The sequence below is a fragment of the Mycobacterium sp. DL genome, assembly GCF_039729195.1.
In the GTDB taxonomy this organism is placed as follows: domain Bacteria; phylum Actinomycetota; class Actinomycetes; order Mycobacteriales; family Mycobacteriaceae; genus Mycobacterium; species Mycobacterium hippocampi_A.
In genome coordinates this window covers 3,481,827-3,500,901 of sequence record NZ_CP155796.1, presented here as the reverse complement: position 1 = coordinate 3,500,901, position 19,075 = coordinate 3,481,827, and the positions used below count along the sequence as shown (strand labels likewise).

The window sequence follows — 19,075 nt, the reverse complement described above, 5'->3', positions numbered from 1 at the left end:
TTGTTGTTCCGCTGACTCCTAGTGGTGCCCGTTGCCGTTGCCGTCGGAACCGTGGCCGTTCGAGCCGTGGCCGTTGGAGCCGTGGCCGTTGCCGTTGGTGCCGTCCTGATGCTCACGCAGCGCGGTCAGCGCCCTGCGCTCGGCAGCGTGCGCTGCCTCGGTGATCGCCTCGTGCTCCGACACCGGATCCGCGTTGAAGAAGCTGCCGGTGCCTGGCGCGCCGCTCAACCCCAGCTTGTTCATCCGCTTGGGCAGAGCCGCACCCTGGTACTCGAGCGGAATCGCGTGCCCGTGCTCGTCGACGGGTCCCAGCGGCTGGTGCAGTTCGACGTAGGCGCCGTGCGGGAGGCGTTTGATGATGCCCGTCTCGATCCCGTGCTCGAGCACCGCCCGGTCGCTGCGCTGCAGCGCCACCGCCCACCGGTAGGTGACGAAGTAGACGATTGCGGGCAGCACCACCATTCCGACGCGGCCGATCCACGTCGTCGCGTTGAGCGAGATGTGGAACTTCAGCGCGATGATGTCGTTCATGCAGGCGAACGTCAGCAGGATGTAGAAGGAGATCGCTGCCGCACCCACCGCGGTCCGCGTCGGTGCGTCCCGGGGGCGCTGCAGCAGGTTGTGGTGGGCGTCGTCCTTGGAGAACTTCTTCTCCAGGAACGGGTAGGCGATCAGCAGCCCGAAGATCAGGCCCATCCCGACCGCGACCCACACGCCCTGCGGGATGGTGTGACCGAACGGGTAGAACTCCCACGCCGGCCACAGGCGGATCAGGCCGTCGGTCCACATCATGTAGAAGTCGGGCTGGCTGCCCGCGGAGATCTGGGACGGCTTGTACGGGCCGAGCACCCAGATCGGGTTGATCTGCAACAGCCCGCCCATCAGGCCGAGGATGCCGAGCGTGACCGCGAAGAACGCGCCGGACTTCACCGCGAAGACCGGCATGACCCGCACGCCCACCACGTTGGTCTCAGTGCGACCCGGCCCGGGGAACTGGGTGTGCTTCTGGAACCACACCAGGGCGAGGTGCACCCCGATGAGCGCCAGGATGATGCCGGGAAGAACCAGGATGTGCAACGCGTACAACCGCGGGATGATGATCTCGCCGGGGAAGTCGCCGCCGAACAGCGCCCAGTGCATCCAGGTGCCGACCACCGGAATGCCCATCGTGATACCGGAGAACGCGGCGCGGAGGCCGGTGCCCGAGAGCAGGTCGTCGGGCAGCGAGTAGCCGAAGAAGCCCTCGAACATCGCGAGGATCAGTAGCAGCGAGCCGATGACCCAGTTGGCTTCGCGTGGCCGGCGGAATGCGCCGGTGAAGAAGATACGGGCCAGATGCACCATGATCGACGCGGCGAACAGCAGCGCCGCCCAGTGGTGGACCTGGCGCACGAACAGCCCGCCGCGGATCTCGAAGCTGATGTCCAGGGCCGTCTCGTAGGCGCGGGACATCTGCACGCCGCGAAGCGGCTGATAGACCCCGTCGTAGGTGACGTGGGCCATCGACGGGTCGAAGAACAGCGTCAGCCAGATGCCGGTGATGAGAAGCACGATGAAGCTGTACAGCGCGATCTCACCGAGCAGGAACGACCAGTGTGTCGGGAAGACCTTGTTGAGCTGCCGGCGTACCGCTGCCGACGGGTGGTACCGCGAGTCGATCGCTTCGCCTTGTTTGGCGGCGATCTCGGCCATATTCGGTCGTGGGCTCATGACGTGCGCTCCCAGAATGCCGGTCCGACGGGCTCGATGAAGTCGCCGTTGGCGACAAGGTAACCGTCCTGATCAATGGTAATCGGCAGCTGAGCCAAGGCGCGGGCCGCTGGACCGAAGATGGGCCTCGCGAAGTGCAACGCGTCGAACTGCGACTGGTGGCACGGGCAGAGGATGCGGTAGGTCTGCTGCTCGTACAGAGAGGACGGGCAACCCAGATGCGAGCACACTTTGGTGTAGGCGAACAGCTCGCCGAAATTGAAGCTCTCCTGGCCTTGACGCTTGACCACCCTGTTCATGTCACCCGGACGGATGCGGATCAGCATGACGGGGTTGCGGACACCGTAGGAGATCTCGGTGAGATGGTGCTCGGACTCGACGGTTGTGCCGTCGCCATCGGACTCGCGCCACGGGAAGACCGTTTCCATGCCGCCCGCGTCGATGTCCTCCGGGCGCATCTTGATGAACGGCGACTCGCCCGGATTGCCGGTGGCACGGGCCAGGAAGATCGTCTCGCCCTCGAACCTGGGGGTCCACCCCGAGGTCCACAGCACGGCCTTCATGCCCTCGGCGGTCGGCACCACGGGCTTCCACGGGTTCTTGATCAGCCCGCCCATGAACGCGACGAGCGTGCCCAGACCGAACGCGCCGAACCCGATGCCCAGCGACAACCCGATGAGCTTGCGGCGCTTAAGGGTTGAGCTCTCCAGCGCATCACCCAGGTTGGCGGCGACGGTCCTGCGGTGCAGCTCGGGGGAGCTGCCGTCGTGACGATCCTGGATGGAGATCTCTTCGGGAATGAACTTCTTCTGGAAGAGCACCGCGCCGACGCCGATCGCCAGGATCGAGAGCCCGAACGTCAGACCGTACAGCGGGGTCGTCAGCGTGTAGATGAACTCACCCGGCGACCCGTACGGCTGGTACTCCCAGGGCCAGAACAGGAATATCAGCAGCAGAGCCAGACCCGAGAAGCCTGCGAGCAGCAGCCAGTACGCCACCGTGCGCTCGGCGCGCTTCTCGGCCTTGGTGCCGGGGACCGGCCACCGTTCTTCCTTGTAGACGATCTCGACGCCGTCGATCTTGCCGCCGAGTTCGAGCAGCTGCTCTCGGGACATCTCGGCGAGCTGCGCATCGGTGGGCTGACCGGGTTCACCGGTCTGACCGGGAGTGTCGGACCCCTTGAGGTCGTCGTGACCGTCGCGGCCGTCGCTCATGCCCGTGCTCCGATCCAGAGTGCGGCCGCGATGACGGCCACCATTCCAACGATCCAGGCGACCATGCCCTCGGACGTGGGGCCGAAGCCGCCGAGCCCAAGACCACCGGGGGTCGGGGTGGCGGACGCCTCGCGCACGTAGGCCACGATGTCGCGCTTCTCTTCCGGCGTCAGCTGCCGATCGGAGAACTTCGGCATGTTCTGCGGACCGGTCAGCATCGCGGTGTAGATCTCCGACTCGGTGGCGGTGCCGAGATCGGGGGCGTACTTGCCCGACGACAGCGCGCCACCCTTGCCGGTGAAGTTGTGGCAGGAGGCGCAGTTGAGGCGGAACAGGTCGCCGCCCCTGGCAACGTTGTCGCCGATCAGGGATTGGGAGGCGACGCTGCCGTCCTCGTCCCGGGGCACGACGGGACCGCCGCCGTTGGCCTGGACGTAGGCGCCGAGCGCATCGGTCTGTGCTTCGTCGAACTGCGCCGGCTTCTGCGGGGCCTGCGCCTCGCCGCGCATCGCAGGCATCCGGCCGGTGGACACCTGGAAGTACACGGCGGCTTCGCCGACGCCGATCAGGCTCGGGCCACGATCGGCGACACCCTGCAGGTTGACCCCGTGGCAGGACACACACGACGTCTCGTAGAGCTGCTCACCCAGACGCAGCATCGCCGAAGCCGACTCGTCGGCAACAGCGACCTGCGGTGTCGGCGTGAGCGTGGCCGCCAGGCCTCCGGCGACGGTCAGCCCGGTCAGCAGCAGCACCGCTGCTGACAGGCGGCGGCGCAACCGACGGCGCTTGATCGTCGCCGGCTGCCCGGCTCCGCGGGCCTTGGTGGTCATCGAACCCCTTCTCATCGGCTGTGTCTGAGGTTGTTCGGTCATCGAACGAAGTAGATGACGGCGAACAGGGCGATCCACACGATGTCGACGAAGTGCCAGTAGTAGGACACGACGATCGCGGCGGTGGCTTGTGCAGGGGTGAACTTACTCATCCGGGTGCGGATCAGCAGGAAGACGAACGCAATGAGTCCACCGATGACGTGCAGGCCGTGGAAGCCGGTGGCGAGGTAGAAGACCGTGCCGTACGCGCTGCCCGCGATGGTGGTGCCGGTCTCGACCAGATGCAGGTACTCGTAGGCCTGGCCGAGGACGAAGAACGTTCCCATCGCCAGGGTGATCGTGTACCAGCGCCGCAGCCCGAAAACGTCGCCACGCTCAGCGGCGAAGACGCCCATCTGACAGGTGAACGACGAGGCGATCAGCACCAGGGTGACCGGAACTGCGAGCGCCAGATTCAGCTCGGTCGGCTCCGGCGGCCAGTCACCGCCGGCCTGGGCGCGCGCGGTGAAGTACATCGCGAACAGCCCGGCAAAGAACATCAATTCGCTGGAAAGCCAGACTATGGTGCCGACACTGACCATGTTCGGGCGGTTCAGCGAATGAACGCGCGACGTGATAGCCGTTCCCGAGGTCCCTACAGCGCTCGTCACAGAAGCAAGTATGACGCTTTGTAGTTGTTGAACTCCACCCGGGTGGAGCAATTCGTCATAATCTTTCCGTGACGTCTTCTCCGCCCACGCTTCCCACACCGCACAACGCATCGGCCGCGGCGCCGACATGGCCCCTGGTCCTCGGCAGATTGACCACCGGTCAGGCGCTCGCGCCGGGCCAGGCGGCCTGGGCGATGGACCAGATCATGACGGGCACCGCGACCCCCGCCCAGATCGCCGCGTTCGGCGTGTCGATGAAGATGAAGCGACCCACCTCGGCGGAGGTGACCGAACTGGCCGACATCATGCTCAAGCATGCGCGGCGGGTGCCGACGGACACGATCGGCACTGCGACAGTGGATGTGGTGGGGACCGGTGGCGACGGTGCCAACACCGTCAACCTGTCCACCATGGCCTCCATCGTGGTGGCCGCGGCGGGGGTCCCGGTGGTCAAGCACGGCAACCGCGCCGCGTCGTCGCTGTCGGGCGGCGCCGACACCCTCGAGGCCCTCGGTGTGCGCATCGATCTGGGCCCCGACGAGGTCGCCCGCAGCGTTGCCGAGGTCGGCATCGGTTTCGCGTTCGCTCCGCAGTTCCACCCCTCCTATCGACACGCAGGGGCGGTACGGCGCGAGATCGGAGTGCCCACGGTGTTCAATCTGCTTGGGCCGCTGACGAATCCGGCGACCCCGCGAGCGGGTCTGATCGGCTGCGCATGGGGCGATCTGGCCGAGGTGATGGCCGGTGTGTTCGCCACCCGCGGGTCGAGCGTCCTGGTGGTGCACGGTGACGACGGCCTCGACGAACTGACGACCACGACGACGAGCACGATCTGGCGGGTGCAGGCGGGCACTGTCGAGCGCCTGACGTTCGACCCGGCAGCCTTCGGATTCGAGCGCGCCGAGATCTCCGCGCTGGTGGGCGGCGATGCCGAGGCCAACGCGGCGGAGGCCAGAGCGGTGCTCGGTGGCGCAACGGGGCCGGTGCGGGACGCGGTCGTACTCAATGCCGCGGGTGCCCTCGTGGCTCACGCCGGGTTATCCAGCGACGCCAAGTGGGTTCCGGCCTGGGAGTCCGGCCTGGCCCGCGCCGCCGAGGCGATCGACTCCGGGGCGGCCGAACAGCTGCTCGCGCGTTGGGTGCGGTTCACTCAGCAGCTCTGAGGCGGCGAGTTGTTCGGCGGCCAGTCGCGCCGAGCGGGCCGAGGCAGCCCAGTGAGACCAGCGCCCGGCCGCGCCGACGGGGGAGCAGTACCCCGGGTCGGCGCGGACGATCCGGACGCCGGGCTGAGCGAGCCAACGGGCCAGCAGTGCGGTCTCCTCGACCAGCGCGCCGCCCAGAGGTGCCGCGGTGGGCAGGACGGTCTGCGCGCCGGCGCTGAGGGCCTCCACGACGGGCATCGGCGGCACGCCGCGGCGGGCCACGCCGGCCGCCGCCAGTTGGCCGTGACGGATCACCGCGAGGTGCCAGCCGCGGTCACCGTCGGGTCTGGCCGCCACCAACTCCGGGACCGACGCCAGCGCCCTCAGCCGCTGGCCGCGCCACAGCACGTCGATGGTGGCCGCGGCATGGTCGCGCAGCCGCGCCGCCGTCTCGTAGCGGTTGCGCTCCGCCAGGTCGGCGATGTGAGACAGGACCGCCTCCAGCGGACGACTGCTGCGGCCCTCGATGAGGTCGAGGGCCTCCTGTGTCGCGGCGGCGTATCCCGCGGCGCCGACACCGCGGGGGGCCGGGCAGGGGGAGACCTCGAGTTCGGGACAGGCCGGTCCGTGCAGCGCGGCGCGTCCGAGCCGCTTGGTGCAGGTGCGTACCGCGGTGAACCGTGCCATCAGAGCGGCAGCCTCCAGCGCGTCGGCGCGGGCCCGGAACGGCCCGACGGCGCTGTCACTGCGTGGTGTGCGCACCACGGAGAATCGAGGGAAGGCCTCGTCGGTCAGCGTCACCCACCACCACCGCTGGGGGAACTTGGACCGGCGGTTGTACGGCGGTGCGTGGGCGGCCAGCAACCGCAGCTCACGGACACCGGCCTCCAGGTCGTGGGCGCACGCGACATGGTCGACCGCGGTGGCCAGCGACGCCATCTCCTTCATCCGGGTCCGCGGGTCGGAACCGTTGAAGTACTGCGTCACCCGCCGTCGCAGGTCGACGGCGGTGCCGACGTAGAGCACCTCGTCGGAGGGTCCGCGGAACAGGTACACACCGGGGGCCCGCGGCAGGGCATGTGCGAGATGGCGTTTTCTCCGCTGCGCCGGCGTCACGTCCGGTAGATACGAGACCAGCTCGGCGTAGGTGTGCACGCCCTGGTTCCCGACCCGTTCGATCAGTGCGTGAAGAACGTCGACGGTGGCGCGGGCGTCGTCGAGGGCGCGGTGGGTGGGGGTGGTCGAGGCGCCGAACAGCTGCGCCAGCGCGGACAGTCGCACGCTGGGCGCCTCGTCCCGGGTGAGCGCCCGGCGCGCCAACCGGACCGTGCACAGCACCGGGGGATTGGGCCACCGCAAGTGATTACGTTCGGCCGCTGCGCGCAGGAAGCCGATGTCGAACCCGGCGTTGTGGGCGACCATGACCGCACCCCGGGAGAATTCGAGAAACGAGGGCAGGACCGCCTCGATGCGCGGTGCGTCGTACACCATCGCCGAGGTGATACCCGTGAGCGCGACGATCTGGGGAGGGATGCTCCGACCGGGGTCCACCAGGGTGGCGAATTCGCCGAGCACCTCGCCGCCGCGGACCTTCACCGCGCCGATCTCGGTGATCGCGTCGTGTCGGTCGCCGGACGGTCTGCCGCCCGTGGTCTCGAGGTCGACGACGACGAACGTGGTCTCCCGCAGGGTCGGGTCAGCCAGCGGATCGACGTCCGCGAAGCTCAGCTGACCCATGCGCTGAACGTAACCGTCACCGGTGACAAACCCCGTCACCTCCCGCCGGCCCCGCGGGGATGTCGGTGCCCGCCGTTAGCGTGCGGACGACTCCGATCGAGAGGACATGTGATGCCAGAGGATCAGTGGTCGCCGGGTGCAGGGGGCGACCCCCCGGTGCCCGGGGCCGGGACGGTGACGATCGACTGCGACGACTGCGCTGTCCGCGGGGTCGGATGCCAGGACTGTGTCGTGAGCGTTTTGCTCGGTGTGCCGGAAACTTTGCTCGTTGACGAGCGACGCGCACTGGAGGTGCTTGCCGAAGTGGGTCTGGCTCCCCGATTGCGGCTCGTGCCGATCCATCGCCAAGGTGGCGCCGGGGTTGCCTGACGACACGCGGCGCCATCGGCGTTGTGCTCATTGCCGTTGCGACTGTTAAATTTGCGTCTTCCGTTGGACAAGGCCGATGCCGTTTCGTAACCTATCTGAGACCTAATAGAGTTCGAGACGGCTCGTTACGGCAGTTGAAGGACGCAGAAATCTTGAGGTTCACTCGCGCGCACCGGAGCACCCGTCGACCTTGGCGACCCGTCATCAGCGCGATTGCTGGATTGGCAGTTCTGGGTTCGATCCTGACCGGGCAGGCGCTGGCCGATCCGGCCGACGACGCGCTGGCAAAGCTCAACGAGTTGTCCCGGCAGGCCGAGCAGACGACCGAGGCCATGCACTCGGCCCAGCTGGATCTGAACAACAAGCTGGCCGCGCAGCAGGCGGCAGAGGCCAAGCACGTGAGCGACATCGAGGCCGTCGAGTCGGCGAAGGCGCAGCTCGCAACCTTCCAGAAGTCGGTCGACACGTTGGCCGCCGCGCAGTACATGGGTGGCCGCACCTCCGGATTCGACGCGATGCTGACCGCCAAATCCCCCCAGGGGCTGATCGACCAACTCGCTGTGCAGCGCGTGATGGCACACGAGATGCAGGCCCAGATGGCCGGCTACCGCGAGCTCGGCGCGCAGACGCAGCTCGCCGAGCAGGCGTCGGCAGCCTCTGCCGCCGAGTCCAAGACAGCCGCCGAGCAGGCCGCGGCGGTGCGCGCCGACCTGCAGTCCAAGCAGAGTCAGCTGCAGGTGCAGATCGCCATCGTCAAGTCTCAGTACGATGCGCTGACCCCGAACCAGCGTGAGGTGCTCGCCGCGATGCCGCCTCCGCCGCCCGCGCCACCGGCCGCAGCGCCGCCCGGACAGGATCCGGCAATCCTCGCCGCCCCGCCCGCGCCTGAACCTCTGCCCGACGTTCCCGCAGCGATCCCGCCGGGTGACGTCGCAGCCCCCGGATCGCCTGTCTCGACCACGGTGATCCAGGCCGCGTTGAGCCGGATCGGTTCCCCGTACTCGTGGGGTGGTTCCGGTCCGGGTGCGTTCGACTGCTCGGGCCTGGTGATGTGGTCCTTCCAGCAGGCAGGCATCTCGCTGCCGCATTCCAGCCAGGCACTGGCCCGGGGCGGGCAACCGGTGTCGTCCGATCAGATGCAGCCGGGTGACCTGGTCACCTATTACTCCGACGCGTCGCATGTCGGCATCTACATCGGCGACGGAATGATGGTGCACGCGTCCACGTACGGCACACCGGTGCGGGTCGCGCCGGTGAACAATGCGCCGATCTACAACGTCCGGCGTTACTGACAGGGCCCGCGCGGTTGACCGACGCCGTCTCGGCGCGGTCCTCGGCGCCGAACTGATCTGCGCGGTTCTCCTGGTCGGCGGCCCGCAGCCCGCGCCCGCTGGTCCTGCCGTGGCAGCTCCTGTGTCTTCGGTTGCACCCAGCGCGCCGACGCGCTCCGTGACCACCCCGGATGGGCGAAGCGCGACGTTGTTCGACCTCGGCGCTGCCGGCGGCGAAGCACTGCTCGACCGCATTTCCGCCGAACTGCCCGGTGCCAACGACGCTGTCACGGCATTCTGGGGTCCGCAGTGGCCACGGGACATCCTCATCGTCGTCGCCGGGTCGCAGGAGCAGTTCGCGACGCTGGCAGGTGGCAGCAGCGACGTCGCCGCCACGACCACCGCAGACCGGATCATGTTCGCTCCGGGCGCGGTCGCCATGACCGATGCCGACCTTCGCCTGGTGCTGCGACACGAACTCTTTCACTATGCGGCGCGGCTCGACACCGCCGCGGACGCGCCGACCTGGGTCACCGAAGGCGTCGCCGACTATGTCGCCCGCCCGGTGTCCCGATCCGCGCCGGCCGCGCTGTCGGGGCGACTCCCGACAGACGCCGAGCTCGCCACCGAAGGCCCCGGCCGCTCTGCGGCCTACGACCGTGCGTGGTCGTTCGCCTCGTACATCGCCGACGCCTTCGGGGTCGACGGACTGCGGGCGCTGTATCTCGCGACCTGCGGGCACGGCCATCCCGACATCGAGACCGCCGTGCGTGACACACTCGGCGTCGAGCTGCCGACGGCGCTCGCCGGCTGGCAGCGGTGGGGCAGCAGTTGAGCCGGGTCCTGTTGGTCACCAACGATTTTCCCCCTCGCCGGGGCGGGATCCAGTCCTACCTCGAAGCGCTCGTGACCCACCTGACGGGCTCCGGTGCCTCCGGCGGACACACCCTGACTGTGTATGCGCCGAAGTGGAAGGGCGCCGAGGACTACGACAGAGACGCCGTGACCGGATACGAGGTCGTGCGTCATCCCGGAACCCTGATGCTGCCCGAGCCGACCGTGGCGCTGCGGATGCGCCGGCTCATCACGACACACAACGTGGACACGGTGTGGTTCGGTGCAGCCGCCCCCCTGGCGCTGATGAGTCCGCTGGCCCGCGCCGCGGGAGCGCAGCGCATCATCGCGAGCACACACGGACACGAAGTCGGTTGGTCGATGCTGCCGCTTGCCCGATCGGCACTGCGCCGCATCGGTGACAACACCGACGTGGTGACCTACATCAGCTCCTACACCCGCCGCCGGTTCGCCTCGGCCTTCGGCCCGCAGGCCGCACTGGAGCGGGTCCCGCCCGGAGTCGACACCGAGCGGTTCACCCCTGACGAGGTCGCGCGCGCCGAACTACGGGCCCGCTACCGACTCGGCGGCCGCCCGGTGGTGCTGTGCCTGTCCCGCCTGGTGCCGCGCAAGGGGCAGGACATGCTGATCCGCGCGCTGCCGGCGATCCGGGAACGGGTGCCCGGCACCGCGCTGGTGATCGTCGGTGGTGGGCCGTACCGGACCTCGCTGCACCGCCTCGCCCAGACCTTCGGGGTCGCCGAGCATGTGGTGTTCACCGGCGGCGTACCGGGCGACGAGTTGCCTGCACATCACGCGATGGCGGATGTGTTCGCGATGCCGTGCCGGACCCGCGGCGCCGGCCTCGACGTCGAGGGTCTCGGCATCGTCTATCTGGAGGCGTCGGCATCCGGGGTGCCCGTGGTGGCGGGGCGATCGGGCGGTGCGCCGGAGACGGTGCTCGACGGGGAGACGGGCGTGGTCGTGGACGGCTGGGATGTCGGTGCCATCACCACGGCGGTCGGTGACCTGCTGGCCGACCCGCGCCGTGCGGCGGCGATGGGTGCGGCCGGTCGCCGATGGGTCGTCGAGAACTGGCAGTGGCACATGCAGGCCGAGAAGCTGGCCCGACTGCTCTAGCCTTCCTTGGCGTACAGCGCATCGATGTCGGCCGCGAACTTCTCGGCGACGATCTTGCGCTTGACCTTCAGCGTCGGTGTCAGCTCACCGGTGTCTTCGGTGAAGTCGACCGGCAGGATGCGGAACTTGCGGATCTGTTCGGCCTTGGACACGGCCTGATTGGCCTCCTTGACCGCGAGCTCGACCTCTGAGCGCAGATCGGGATCGGTGGCCAGGTCGGCGACCGTGGCGCCGCCGTCCTTGCCGTTGCGTTCCTTCCACCCGGGAAAGGCCTCCGGGTCGATGGTGATCAACGCGGCGATGAACGGCTGAGCGTCGCCGACCGCCATCGCCTGACTGATCAGCGGATGGGCCCGCAACCGATCCTCGAGCAACGCGGGTGCGACGTTCTTGCCGCCCGCGGTCACGATGATCTCCTTCTTGCGGCCGACGATGGTCAGGAAGCCGTTGTCGTCGATCGCGCCGAGGTCACCGGTGTGGAACCACTCACCGGAGAACACCGCGTCGGTCTCCGTCTCGTTGCCCCAGTAGCCGCTGAACACCACTCCGCCCTTGACCAGCAGCTCCCCGTCCTCGCCCAGCTTCATGCTGTTGCCGGGCAACAGCTTGCCGACCGAACCGACCCGTAGGTCGCCCACCCGGTTGACCGTGATCGCCGCGCTGGTCTCGGTCAGGCCGTAACCCTCGTAGATGCTCAAACCCACACCGCGGTAGAAGTGGCCCAGCCGTGCGCCCAGCGGAGCGCCGCCGGAGATCGCTGCGTGGCACTCGCCGCCGAGTGCGGCTCGCAGCTTGCCGTAGACGAGCTTGTCGAACACCGCGTGCTTGAGCTTGAGCACAAGCCCTGCCCCGCCGGTCTCCTGAGCCTTGCTCCATTCAATTGCCGTGTCGGCCGCTGCGGCGAAGATCTTGCCCTTGCCGCCGTTCTCGGCGTTCAGTTCGGCGGTGTTGTACACCTTCTCGAACACCCGCGGCACCGACACCACCAACGTCGGCTTGAACACCGCCAGCATCGGCACCAGGTTCTTGATGTCGCTGGTGAATCCGAGGGTCACCCCGTTGGCGAACGCGCCGATGGTCAGTGCACGGGCGAGGACGTGCGCCAGAGGGAGGAACACCAGGAGCTTCTCGCCCTTGGCCAGGTGATCGGGGAAGCACTCCTTGGCGCCGCGGATCTCATAGAGCAGATTGGAATGGGTCAGCTGGCAGCCCTTGGGCCGCCCCGTCGTGCCGGATGTGTAGATCAGGGTGGCCGGGTCGCTGGACCTGGTGCCCGCCAGCCGTTCCTCGACGACTGCGGCGTCGACCGTCCGGCCCGCCTCGGTCAGCTCATCGACGGCAGCCCTGCCCGAGCCCTCGATGCGGTAGACCTTGCGCAGCTGCGGCAGCGAGTCCCGCTGCGCCTCGATCCGGCCGGCGTGGTCGTCGGTCTCCGCGAAGGCTGCGACCGCGCCGGAATCGGCGAGTACGAACTGGACCTGCTCGGCCGAGCTGGTCTCGTAGATCGGCACGGTGACGGCACCGATCGACAGGATCGCGAAGTCCAGGATCGGCCATTCGTAACGCGTCGCGGACAGAATCGCGACCCGATCACCCGGCTGGATTCCGTCGGCGATCAAACCCTGTGCCACTGAACGGATTTCACCAGCGGCCTGGCTGCATGTCACGTCCACCCAGGTGCCGTCGACCAGGCGCTGGAGGATCACGTGGTCGGGGTTGTCTCGCTCGTGGGAGTAGACAGAGCTGGCGATGCTGTCGTACTCGTTGACGGTGAATGACGCCGGGACGGTGAACTCGCGCACTGTGGAGGCCCTCTCGTGATTCTCAGGCGGCTCGACAAACAGGTGAGCCGTGTCCAGCGTAGTCGTCAGCATCTTCCAAGCCGGCCGACACGGGCCGATGCCCCCGACATATGTGAAGCTTGTCTGTCATGAACAGCTTCCAGATCGCCGACGAGACGTTCATCGCGGCTGACCCGGTCGCTGTCGGCAACGCTGTCGCGGATCCGGCGAGCTGGCGGCGATGGTGGCCGGACCTGCACCTGACGGTGGTCGAGGACCGCGGCGAGGTCGGGCAGCGCTGGACGGTGACCGGGGCGCTGACGGGGACCATGGAGATCTGGCTGGAGAAGGTGCCCACCGGTCCCGACGGGGTGATCCTGCACTACTTCCTGCACGCCGAACCGTCCGGGATCGCCGCCTGGCAATTGGCGAAGATGAACCTCGGCAAGCTGAATCACCGGCGCCGGGTGGCCGGCAAGGACATGGCGTTCGAGGTGAAACGCACATTGGAAGCCGGGCGTCCGGTGGGAGTGCCGCGACCGGCCTGACCCAGCGGCCCCGGTTCGGTTCTCAATCCCGAGTACGGGGGCCATACCCAACGGGGGAGAGTAGATTTTTGGCCAGTGACCAGACCGAGCAGGGAATGATCTAAGTGGCGGACAAGACGGCGCAGACCATCTACATCGATGCCGATCCTTCGACGGTGATGGACGTCATCGCCGACATCGGCTCGTACCCGGACTGGGTCGCCGAATACAAGGAGGCCGAGGTTCTCGAGGCCGACGACGCCGGCTATCCGAAGGTGGCCCGGCTGGTGCTGGATGCGTCGGTGCTCAAGGATGCGATGGTGCTGGCCTACGAGTGGCCCGCCGACCGGAACTCGGTGACGTGGTCGCTGGTGTCGAGCACGCTGCTCAAGTCTCTCGACGGTGCATATCGGCTGAAACCCAAGGGATCTGGCACCGACGTCACCTACGAACTGTCGGTGGATCTGGTCATCCCGATGATCGGCCTTCTCAAGAGGAAGGCCGAACGGCGTCTGACGGATACCGCACTGAAGGACCTGAAGAAACGAGCCGAGTCTGACTGAGAGCAGGCAGGCCGCGGACGCGCCGCAGCCGCCCGGGCGGTCCCGGATCAGCCTGTTCGTCGGCAAGGGCGGCGTGGGTAAGTCGACGCTGGCCACGGCCACGGCAGTGCGCGCCGCGCGGGCCGGGATGCGGGTCCTGATCGTGTCCACCGACCAGGCGCATTCCACCGGCGACGTCCTGGGGACGACCATCACTCCCACGGGTCGGCGTGAGCCCACCCGTGTGCTGGCCGACCTCGACACCTCGGCGTCGGGGGGAGGGTCGCTGGACGCTCTTGCGCTCGACACCCTGGCGCTGCTGGCGGAGCGGTGGCGCGAGATCGCCGGCCCGCTGTCAGAGAGATTCTCCGAATCCGACATCGGAGACATTGCGCCAGAGGAACTTTCCGCGCTCCCCGGCGTGCAGGAAGTGCTCGGCCTGCACGAGGTCGGCGAACTCGCCGACTCCGGGCACTGGGATCTCGTGGTGGTCGACTGTGCATCAACCGCGGACGCGATGCGGATGCTGACGTTGCCCGCGACCTTCGCTCTCTACCTGGAGCGGGCCTGGCCCAGGCACCGACGGTTGTCCAGTGCCGACGATCCACGCTCGGTCGCGGTGATCGCACTGCTCGAGCGAATCGGCGCGGGCACCGACCGTCTGAGCGCCATGCTCACCGACGGATCGCTGGTCACCGCACACCTGGTGATGACGGCCGAGCGGGTGGTCGCCGCCGAGGCGGTGCGCACGCTCGGGTCGCTGGCGCTGATGGGCATTCAGGTCGGCGAGCTCATCGTCAATCAGATTCTGATCGAGGATGATTCGTTCGAGTACCGCAACCTGCCCGAGCATCCGGCGTTCGACTGGTATTCCGAACGGATCGCCGAGCAGCGCGCGGTACTCGGCGATCTCGACCGCGTGATCGGCGACGTCCAACTGGTGATGGTGCCCCATCTGGCGGGCGAACCGATCGGGGCCAAGGCACTCGGCGAACTGCTCGACGGTGCGCGCAGACGCGATGGTGCTCCGCCGCCGGGACCGTTGCGGCCTGTCGTCGACCGGGAGTCCGGCAGCGGGTTGGACGCGGTGTACCGCTTGCGGGTGGAGTTGCCGCAGGTGGATTCGTCTGCGTTGTCGTTGGGTAGGGTCGACGACGACCTGATCATCGGCGTCGGCGGGATGCGGCGCCGGGTACGGCTGGCGTCGGTGCTGCGGCGATGCATCGTCTCCGATGCCGCGCTCCGCGGCAGCGAGCTGACAGTGCGTTTTCGACCGAACCCGGAGGTGTGGCCGGCTTGAGCGAGTTCCACTCCGAGGCCGGAGCCGCTGGCCGGGGACATTCGACCGTGGCTCCCGAACTGCGGCAACTCGCGCAGTCGATCCTGGATCGACTCGACCCCGCGATACGCCTTGCCGCCGCCCGGGCGCAGGCCGGCGGCCCCGGCAAATGTGAGCAGGTGTGGTGCCCGGTGTGCGCACTGGCGGCGCTGATCTCAGGTGAGCAACATCCGCTGCTCAGTGTGGTCGCCGAGCACAGCGTCGGACTGCTGGCGCTGGTCAAGGCGATGTTGGCCGACCTCGACGGCGCGGATCCGCGGCCACCGGAGCCCGACGGTCCGTCGCCGGACGACCCGACGCCACCGCGGCCGACCACGCCGTCGGACCCGGGGCGTTATCAGCACATCACCGTGATCGTCGAGGAGTGAGCGCAGCTGTGGTCCCACGCACACGGCGTGGGTAAGGTTGTCCCAGTGCACCGTGCCTGCGGTTGGCCAGACTGACCGCAGCGCGGTCAGGTGATGCGGAGGGTCCATGTGGTATTGGCTGTTCAAGTTCGTCTTCATGGGGCCGTTGCTGAGTCTGCTCGGACGTCCGAAAGTCGAAGGGCTGGAGAATGTTCCGCAGTCCGGGGCAGTGATCCTGGCGAGTAACCACCTGGCCGTCGCCGACAGCTTCTACAAGTGCCTGGTGGTGAATCGGCGCATCACCTATCTGGCCAAGGCCGAGTACTTCACCGGCACCGGCATCAAAGGTCGGCTGACCCGTTGGTTCTACACCTCCGCCGGCCAGGTGCCGATCGACCGCTCCGACGCCGACGCCGCCCAGGGCGCTCTGACCACCGCGGAACGGATTCTCGGTCAGGGCAAGGTGCTGGGGATGTACCCCGAGGGCACCCGGTCGCCGGACGGCAGGCTCTACAAGGGAAAGACCGGGCTCGCCCGTCTGGCCCTGCAGTCGCAGGTCCCGGTCATCCCGGTGGCGATGATCGGCACCGACGTCGTCAATCCCCCCGGCAGCAAGATGTGGCGGTTCGGCCGGGTCCAGGTCAAGTTCGGCAAGCCGATGGACTTCAGCCGGTTCGAGGGGCTGGCGGGCAACCGCTTCATCGAACGGGCCGTGATCGACGAGGTCATGTACGAGCTGATGCAGATGTCGGGTCAGGAATACGTCGACCTCTACGCCGCGGACGTCAAAGAGGGAAAAGCTGAGGGAGCCCTGAAACCGCCGACGCGGCTCCCCGAAGCAGCCGCGGGCTAGCCTTCACAGCGGGCGCGGGGCCTTCTCAGCCGGTGCGGGCGACACATCAACGGTCGGGTTGTCCTGGCCGGCACGCCGGGCGGACACGGTTCCCGCCACGACGATCAGCGCGAGCGCCCACCAGAGATAGGACCCCCCGGCGAGCTGGCGCCACAGTGAGGCCGCGGTCTCGCGATGCGCCGGCAGCAAGGTGATCGGGTTCCACACCATCAGCGCGAGTCCGGCCGCGGAGACGATCCCGAGCGCGACGTGACGCAGCCGAATCGCCAGCACCCCGGTGACCAGGACTGCGGGCAGCGCCCAGACCCAGTGGTGCGACCACGACACCGGCGACACCACCAGCCCGAACATCGCGACGCAGATCAGGGCCAGCACCGGTTGGGCGGCCCGCAACGCCCGGCGGGCAGCCCAGACCGTCAGGCCGAGTACCGCGAAACAGGCCACCGTCCACAGGACGAACCGCTCGCCTTCGCCCAGGCCGAGTCGGGCCAGCGCGCCGGTGATGTTCTGGTTGGTGTTCAGCGTCGCGTTGCCGATGCGGTCGGTGTTGCGCACGGTCGAGGTCCAGTACTCCCACGAGTCCCGCCATGCGAGCGCGACACCGATCAGCGTCGCGCCGATCAGCGACGCCCCGGTGACCAGTAGTGCCCTGGTGTCGCGGCGAAGCAGGAAGTACAGCAGGAAGACCGCCGGTGTGAGCTTCAGCGCGATCGCGACCCCGAGCAGCAGACCCCTCGGCCACGGCGTTCTGCGCGGCACACAGTCGGCGATGACCAGCGCCATCAGCACCACGTTGATCTGACCGAACTCTAGGTTCGAGCGGATCGGTTCCAGGTAGATCACCGCGGGTGCCACGATCGCCGCGGCCAGCCAGCACCGCCTGGCCAGGGCCGACTCCCCGGTGATGCGGGTGGTGGGCCACACGTCGAGCCGGGTGAGAAGGATGACCGTCGACACCAGCAGCAGGAGCAGCGTGATCGCCGTGATGGCCATGCTCGCGCCGTTGAGAGTCAACAACGCGAAGGGCGAGAACAGCGCCGCCGCCAGCGGGGGATAGGTGAACGGCAGTTCGAGGTCACCCTGGGTCTGGAACATCGCTCCGTCGGCGTAGAGCGGCCGACCGTCGAGCCAGGCCTGTCCGCCCATGCGGTACACGTCGACATCGATCCGATAGGGGTTGTCCCCGAGCAGGCGCCACGCCGCCCACGCCAACGCCACCGCGGTCATCAGCTGAAACAGCCGCCAGGTGAGCGTCGGTCCCCAACCAGCCCCTGTGGGCGACTGCCAAGTCCTCATGTCGCAGACCAGACTATCGGTGCCCACCGGCGCGTCGGCGGGTATCCCGGCGTGGACACGCGCAGGTCGGCGTAAGTTTTCTCCGGTGCGCCCAACCTTGGATCTGGACGTGGGTTTGTCGATCCCGCATTCGCGGCTGCCGCTGGTGTGCTGCCTGGTCGCGTTCATCCTGACCTTCTTCGTGACCCGCACGATCGTGCGGTACATCCGCAGCCAGGCCGGCAGCGACGCCCCCCGAAAGTGGTGGCAGCCGCGCAACATCTCCGCCGGCGGGGGCATGCACATCCACCATGTGGTCATCGGCGTGGTGTTGGTGCTGGTCTCCGGAGTCACCATGGTGACCCTGGCGGTCGACGGGGGAGTGCCCGAGTTCACTGCAGCGTCAATCTTTTTCGGCGTCGGTGCCGCACTGGTGCTGGACGAGTTCGCCCTGATCCTGCATCTGTCCGACGTGTACTGGGCCGAGGACGGGCGGACGTCGGTGGATGCGGTGTTCGTCGCAGTCGCGGTGGCCGGACTGCTGATCCTGGGCTTCAGCCCGCTGTCGTTCTTCGACGTCGACATCTGGCGCAGTGACCAGTCCGTCGTGGCGCGCACCATCGTGGTCGCCGCGGCGCTGCTGACGTTGGGACTCGCTGTGATCGTGCTGCTCAAGGGCAAGGTGTGGACCGGCCTGGTGGGCATGTTCATCACTCCACTGCTGGTGGTCGGCGCGGTCAGGCTGTCGCGGCCCCACGCACCGTGGGCACGCTGGCGGTACACGAATCGTCCGCGCAAGATGCACCGGGCGCTCGAGCGTGAACGCTGGCTGCGTCGGCCGGTCGTCCAGGCGAAGCTCTGGCTGCAGGATGCCATCGCCGGGATGCCGAAGTTCCCCGACGATGCCAAGGTCGACGAACAGCTCGACCGAGAGATCCATGCGGCCCCCGCGCCCCCCGACCGCGACCCCGTCACGCAGGAAGTCAGATAACTGTGCGGTACTTCTACGACACGGAATTCATCGACAACGGCTACACCATCGAGTTGATCTCGATCGGTGTGGCCGCCGAGGACGGCCGTGAATACTATGCGATCTCAACAGAGTTCAATCCCGAGCGGGCGGGCAGCTGGGTGCGTAAGCATGTGCTGCCGAAACTGCCGTCGCCGGCCTCGCAGCTGTGGCGCTCGCGCCGACAGATACGGGCCGACCTCGAGGACTTCTTCGGAATCGACGGGGACGAATCGATCGAGCTGTGGGCGTGGGTGGGGGCCTACGACCACGTGGTCCTCTGTCAACTGTGGGGTCCGATGACCGATCTACCGCCGGCGATACCCCGTTTCACCCGCGAGTTGCGTCAGTTCTGGGAGGAGCGCGGAAGCCCTCGAATGCCCCCGCGGCCCCGCGATGCCCACGACGCCCTCGTCGACGCGAAGCACAACCTGCATCGATTCCGCCTGATGACGACGGGGGAGGCGCCCCTGCACGGGTGAAAACCACTCGTGTGTGCCCG

18 protein-coding genes and 1 pseudogene are annotated in these 19,075 nt (G+C 67.9%); 12 read left to right on the top strand and 7 right to left on the bottom strand.

Annotation, left to right across the window (positions count from 1 at the left end):
• Positions 1–18: 18 nt before the first annotated feature.
• Genes ABDC78_RS16660 through ABDC78_RS16645 form a run of 4 tightly spaced genes read right to left on the bottom strand, consistent with a single transcriptional unit; the run spans position 19 to position 4,407 of the window.
• Positions 19–1,710: a ubiquinol-cytochrome c reductase cytochrome b subunit gene (locus ABDC78_RS16660; RefSeq protein WP_178360035.1), complete on the bottom strand. Its 1,692-nt coding sequence runs from the start codon at positions 1,708–1,710 to the stop codon at positions 19–21.
• Complete coding sequence (locus ABDC78_RS16655) at positions 1,707–2,924, bottom strand: ubiquinol-cytochrome c reductase iron-sulfur subunit (RefSeq protein WP_178360036.1); 1,218 nt, start codon at positions 2,922–2,924, stop codon at positions 1,707–1,709. Before ABDC78_RS16655 ends, ABDC78_RS16660 begins: the two co-directional genes overlap by 4 nt.
• On the bottom strand, positions 2,921–3,757 hold the full coding sequence (locus ABDC78_RS16650) for a cytochrome c (protein ID WP_178360037.1): 837 nt from the start codon (positions 3,755–3,757) through the stop codon (positions 2,921–2,923). Before ABDC78_RS16650 ends, ABDC78_RS16655 begins: the two co-directional genes overlap by 4 nt.
• A gap of 38 nt (positions 3,758–3,795) precedes the next feature.
• The gene (locus tag ABDC78_RS16645) at positions 3,796–4,407 is read right to left on the bottom strand and encodes a heme-copper oxidase subunit III (protein ID WP_178360038.1); all 612 of its coding nucleotides are present in this window, start codon (positions 4,405–4,407) and stop codon (positions 3,796–3,798) included.
• Positions 4,408–4,475: 68 nt separating this feature from the next.
• On the opposite strand from ABDC78_RS16645, the gene trpD reads away from it, so the two are divergent.
• The gene (gene trpD, locus ABDC78_RS16640; RefSeq protein WP_347133110.1) at positions 4,476–5,570 is read left to right on the top strand and encodes an anthranilate phosphoribosyltransferase; all 1,095 of its coding nucleotides are present in this window, start codon (positions 4,476–4,478) and stop codon (positions 5,568–5,570) included.
• Here the strand turns inward: trpD and ABDC78_RS16635 are convergent.
• Positions 5,508–7,286: pseudogene (locus ABDC78_RS16635) on the bottom strand (DEDD exonuclease domain-containing protein); the annotation flags it as partial. The gene trpD and the pseudogene ABDC78_RS16635 sit on opposite strands and share 63 nt — an antisense overlap.
• Positions 7,287–7,397: 111 nt before the next feature.
• On the opposite strand from ABDC78_RS16635, the gene ABDC78_RS16630 reads away from it, so the two are divergent.
• From ABDC78_RS16630 to ABDC78_RS16615, 4 genes are all read left to right on the top strand, one after another.
• Positions 7,398–7,655, top strand: a complete 258-nt coding sequence (locus ABDC78_RS16630) for a hypothetical protein (protein WP_178360040.1) — start codon at positions 7,398–7,400, stop codon at positions 7,653–7,655.
• A 152-nt stretch (positions 7,656–7,807) separates the two neighbouring features.
• Complete coding sequence (gene ripC / locus ABDC78_RS16625; RefSeq protein WP_178360041.1) at positions 7,808–8,947, top strand: peptidoglycan hydrolase RipC; 1,140 nt, start codon at positions 7,808–7,810, stop codon at positions 8,945–8,947.
• Positions 8,916–9,761: a DUF4157 domain-containing protein gene (locus tag ABDC78_RS16620; RefSeq protein ID WP_178360042.1), complete on the top strand. Its 846-nt coding sequence runs from the start codon at positions 8,916–8,918 to the stop codon at positions 9,759–9,761. The genes ripC and ABDC78_RS16620 overlap by 32 nt, the downstream gene beginning before the upstream one ends.
• Positions 9,758–10,900, top strand: a complete 1,143-nt coding sequence (locus ABDC78_RS16615; protein WP_178360311.1) for a glycosyltransferase family 4 protein — start codon at positions 9,758–9,760, stop codon at positions 10,898–10,900. The genes ABDC78_RS16620 and ABDC78_RS16615 overlap by 4 nt, the downstream gene beginning before the upstream one ends.
• On the opposite strand, the gene ABDC78_RS16610 is transcribed toward ABDC78_RS16615, so the two are convergent.
• Positions 10,897–12,702 (bottom strand): long-chain fatty acid--CoA ligase, encoded by a 1,806-nt coding sequence (locus ABDC78_RS16610; RefSeq protein ID WP_178360043.1) that lies wholly within the window; start codon positions 12,700–12,702, stop codon positions 10,897–10,899. The two genes, ABDC78_RS16615 and ABDC78_RS16610, sit on opposite strands and share 4 nt — an antisense overlap.
• Positions 12,703–12,830: 128 nt before the next feature.
• Between ABDC78_RS16610 and ABDC78_RS16605 the strand changes: the two genes are divergently transcribed.
• The 5 genes from ABDC78_RS16605 (at position 12,831) to ABDC78_RS16585 (ending at position 16,289) form a co-directional block, all read left to right on the top strand.
• The gene (locus ABDC78_RS16605; RefSeq protein ID WP_178360044.1) at positions 12,831–13,229 is read left to right on the top strand and encodes a polyketide cyclase / dehydrase and lipid transport; all 399 of its coding nucleotides are present in this window, start codon (positions 12,831–12,833) and stop codon (positions 13,227–13,229) included.
• A gap of 104 nt (positions 13,230–13,333) precedes the next feature.
• Entirely contained in the window at positions 13,334–13,771 is a 438-nt protein-coding gene (locus ABDC78_RS16600) for an SRPBCC family protein (RefSeq protein ID WP_178360045.1), read from the top strand.
• A 73-nt stretch (positions 13,772–13,844) separates the two neighbouring features.
• The gene (locus ABDC78_RS16595) at positions 13,845–15,050 is read left to right on the top strand and encodes an ArsA family ATPase (RefSeq protein WP_347133109.1); all 1,206 of its coding nucleotides are present in this window, start codon (positions 13,845–13,847) and stop codon (positions 15,048–15,050) included.
• Positions 15,047–15,457 (top strand): hypothetical protein, encoded by a 411-nt coding sequence (locus ABDC78_RS16590; RefSeq protein ID WP_178360046.1) that lies wholly within the window; start codon positions 15,047–15,049, stop codon positions 15,455–15,457. The genes ABDC78_RS16595 and ABDC78_RS16590 overlap by 4 nt, the downstream gene beginning before the upstream one ends.
• Before the next feature lie 106 nt (positions 15,458–15,563).
• Positions 15,564–16,289, top strand: a complete 726-nt coding sequence (locus ABDC78_RS16585) for a lysophospholipid acyltransferase family protein (RefSeq protein ID WP_178360047.1) — start codon at positions 15,564–15,566, stop codon at positions 16,287–16,289.
• 3 nt (positions 16,290–16,292) lie between these two features.
• On the opposite strand, the gene ABDC78_RS16580 is transcribed toward ABDC78_RS16585, so the two are convergent.
• On the bottom strand, positions 16,293–17,585 hold the full coding sequence (locus ABDC78_RS16580; protein ID WP_178360048.1) for a glycosyltransferase 87 family protein: 1,293 nt from the start codon (positions 17,583–17,585) through the stop codon (positions 16,293–16,295).
• 85 nt (positions 17,586–17,670) lie between these two features.
• Between ABDC78_RS16580 and ABDC78_RS16575 the strand changes: the two genes are divergently transcribed.
• Both ABDC78_RS16575 and ABDC78_RS16570 read left to right on the top strand, forming a co-directional pair.
• Complete coding sequence (locus ABDC78_RS16575) at positions 17,671–18,555, top strand: hypothetical protein (protein ID WP_178360049.1); 885 nt, start codon at positions 17,671–17,673, stop codon at positions 18,553–18,555.
• Between the two features lie 2 nt (positions 18,556–18,557).
• A complete protein-coding gene (locus ABDC78_RS16570; protein ID WP_178360050.1) occupies positions 18,558–19,055 on the top strand; it encodes a polyadenylate-specific 3'-exoribonuclease AS in 498 nt (165 codons plus the stop codon).
• Positions 19,056–19,075 lie beyond the last annotated feature (20 nt).